The organism is Streptomyces sp. SID14436, assembly GCF_010548465.1.
GTDB lineage: Bacteria > Actinomycetota > Actinomycetes > Streptomycetales > Streptomycetaceae > Streptomyces.
The window spans coordinates 1-3,388 of sequence record NZ_JAAGMD010000461.1; the positions used below are offsets into that span (position 1 = coordinate 1).

2 protein-coding genes are annotated in these 3,388 nt (G+C 74.9%); both read left to right on the plus strand.

From position 1 onward, the window contains the following. Positions 1-312 precede the first annotated feature (312 nt). Positions 313-1,899: an alkaline phosphatase D family protein gene (locus G3I53_RS15925; RefSeq protein WP_164337702.1), complete on the plus strand. Its 1,587-nt coding sequence runs from the start codon at positions 313-315 to the stop codon at positions 1,897-1,899. A 191-nt stretch (positions 1,900-2,090) separates the two neighbouring features. Further along, positions 2,091-3,308, plus strand: coding sequence for a GNAT family N-acetyltransferase (locus tag G3I53_RS15930; RefSeq protein ID WP_239063923.1), 1,218 nt, complete (start codon positions 2,091-2,093; stop codon positions 3,306-3,308). Positions 3,309-3,388 lie beyond the last annotated feature (80 nt).

Consider the following 3,388-nt stretch of genomic DNA (forward strand, 5'->3'; position numbering starts at 1 on the left):
CACGCGCACCCTCCCGCGCGAGCGGACGGACCGCGGGCGCCCTCGCACACGGGGTGGACGGCTCACGGAGAGGGACGGCTCGCGGGCACCCTCCCGCGCGGGCGAACCGCAGGCACCCTCCCACGCGAGCGGACGGATCGCTGCCCGGCGCCAGCCGGTGCGTGCGCCGCCCGACCGGCCGTCGAGTGCGTCGCCCGCGCAGCAGGCCGGCGTGCGAACCGGTTGTTCATGTGGTGTTCGGGTGCGTGCCGCGCCGCCGGAGTACATCTGACGGCGCACACTGACCGGATCCCGCTCCTGGAGGCGCAGTCCATGTCGCACCGTCAGTTCCCCGCCCGCCGTGCCGTGCTGCGCGACTCGGTCGCGGCCTCCGCGGCCCTGGCCCTCTCCCCCGTCCTCGGGCAGGCCCCCGCCTTCGCCCGGTCCGGACGCCCGGACGCGCCCTGGGGTGTGCAGACCGGCGAGGTCACCCACGACTCCGGGCTGGTGTGGGTGCGTTCGGACCGGCCCGCCCGCATGCTGGTGGAGACCTCGCCGACGGAGTCGTTCCGCAACCCGCGGAGGTGGCGCGGCCCGCTGCTCGGTGCGGGCACGGACTTCACCGGCACCGCCCGGCTGCGGGGGCTGCCGCCGGGTGAGCGGATCCACTACCGCGTGACCCTGTCCGACCCGGACGACCCGCGCCGCTCCGGCGCACCCGTCACCGGCAGCTTCCGCACCGCGCCGGTGCGCCGGCGCGACGGCGTCCGGTTCGTGTGGTCGGGCGACCTGGCCGGGCAGGGCTGGGGCATCAACCCCGACTTCGGCGGCTACCGGATCTTCGACGCCATGGAGCGGCTGGACCCGGACTTCTTCCTGTTCAGCGGCGACACGATCTACGCCGACGGTCCGATCGCCCCCACCCAGGAGCTGCCCGACGGCACCCGGTGGCGCAACATCACCACCGAGGAGAAGTCGAAGGTCGCGGAGACCCTGGCGGAGTTCCGCGGCGCCTTCCGCTACAACCTGCTCGACGAGAACCTGCGCCGGTTCAACGCCCGGGTGCCGTCGGTCGTCCAGTGGGACGACCACGAGGTGCGCAACAACTGGTATCCCGGCCAGCGGATCGCCGACACGGACACCCGTTACACGGAGAAGCGCGTCGACGTGCTGGCGGCCCGGGCCCGGCGCGCCTTCGGCGAGTACTTCCCGACGTCCGCCCCCCGGCCCGGCGCGCGCGAGGGCCGGATGTACCGGGTGCTGCGGCAGGGTCCGCTGCTCGACGTGTTCGTGCTGGACATGCGCACCCACCGCAACGCCAACTCCCCCGGCCGTCAGACCGTGGACCCGCAGGGCATCCTCGGCCGTGAGCAACTGGACTGGCTGAAGCGGGAGCTGGCTCGCTCCCGGGCGGTGTGGAAGGTGATCGCCGCGGACATGCCGATCGGGCTGGTGGTGCCGGACACCACCGAGGGGCGGCAGCACGTGGAGGCGGTGGCCCAGGGTGACCCGGGGGCGCCGCTCGGGCGCGAGCTGCAGATCGCGGAACTGCTGCGGTTCGTGAAGCACCGGCGGATCACCGGCACGGTGTGGCTGACGGCGGACGTGCACCACACCTCGGCACAGCACTACCGGCCGGAGCGGGCGGCGTTCGGGGATTTCGAGCCCTTCTGGGAGTTCGTCTCCGGGCCCCTCAACGCCGGGGCCTTCCCCGCGGTGGCGCTCGACGGGACCTTCGGCCCGGAGCGGGTGTTCGTCAAGGCGCCCACCGCGTCGAACGTCTCGCCCGCCGGCGGGTACCAGTTCTTCGGCCAGGTCGACATCGACGGCGACAGCGCGGAGCTGACGGTCCGGCTGCGGGAGCAGGACGGCACCGTGCTGTACACGAAACGGCTGGTGCCGGGGCGGGTCGGGCAGTGACGGGGGCACGAGCGGCGAGGGCCGCAATCAGGGCATAAGAACTCTTTACCCACCGGTCACAGCACGTTCGTGATCACGAAACACGCTGCCACCACAGTGGGTGCATGAGCCGAGACATGTCCGATGTGACGCCCACCGCCCCCGAGGGCCGCGCCGCCCGGCGCCCGGCCGCCTCCGCCGGCACGTTCAGGATGCTGCTGCGGAGTTGGCGGACACGGCGTCACGGTCACGCACCACCGGAACCGGCGGAACCGGATACCGGCGGCGCGCGCCCCGAGGGTGCCCTGTGGCGGATGCGGACCACGGTGGAGGACCGGCCGGGATCGCTGGCCGCCCTGTGCACGGCGCTCGCCGGGCGGCAGGTCGACATCCTGAGCCTGCAGACGCACCCGCTGGGCGCCGCCACGGTGGACGAGTTCCTGCTGCGCGCCCCGGCCGGGCTGGCCGGCGCCGATCTCTCGGCCGCCGTGACGGCCGCCGGGGGCGCGGACACCTGGATCGAGCGGGCCGACGCGCACGACCTCGTGGACACCCCGACCCGGGTGCTGGGACTGGCCGCCCGCACCGCTCTGGACGCGGCCGAACTCCCGCTCGGTCTGCGCCGGCTGCTGGGACGCTGCACGATCCGCTCGCTGCCCGCCGCGTCACCGGCCGGGCGCCCGGCGGGCGGTGGTGCCCCGGTGGAGGACTCCCTGGGCGACACCGTGATGCGGCTGCGGGCCCCCGACGGTGGGACGATCATCGTCGAGCGGCCTCATCTGCCGTTCACGCCCACGGAGTTCGCCCGGGCCCGGGCACTGGTGGAACTGGACACCCGGCTCGGCCCGCGGCTGCCTCCCGGCCGGGACGTGCTGACGCTGGCGGAGGGCAGGGACATCACCGTGCGGCGGGCGGACACCTCCGACGTCCCCGCCGCGCGGGAGATGCACGCGCGGTGCTCGGCGCAGACCCTGCGGATGCGCTACCACGGCCCGGTCGGGGACGCCGACCGCTACCTGCGCCACCTGCTCGGCCCCCGCTTCGGCCGCACCCTGGCCGCGCAGACCGCCTCGGGCCGCATCGTCGGCCTGGGCCACCTGCTGTGGGACGGCGACGAGACGGAGGTGGCGCTGATCGTCGAGGACGCCTGGCAGCACCGGGGCATCGGCGGCGAACTGCTCGGCCGGCTGGTGGCGATGGCCGTGGAGGCGGGCTGCGCCCACGTCTACGCCGTGACGCAGGCGTCCAACACCGGGATGGTCGCCGCCATGCGCGGGCTGGGCCTCCCCCTCGACTACCGGATGGAGGAAGGCACCCTGGTCATCACCGCGCAGCTGGACGCCGCCCCGGCCACGCCCGGCCGCGATCCGCACCCGGCGGGGACCACGCGCGACATCACCGTGCCCGGGGAGCGCATCGGCCGACCGTGACACCCGGGGGCGGCCCCGGGCGGCGGCCGACGGGGCGCCGGGCATCTCCGAGGCGGCGGCGTCCCCGTGCGGCAGCCGGC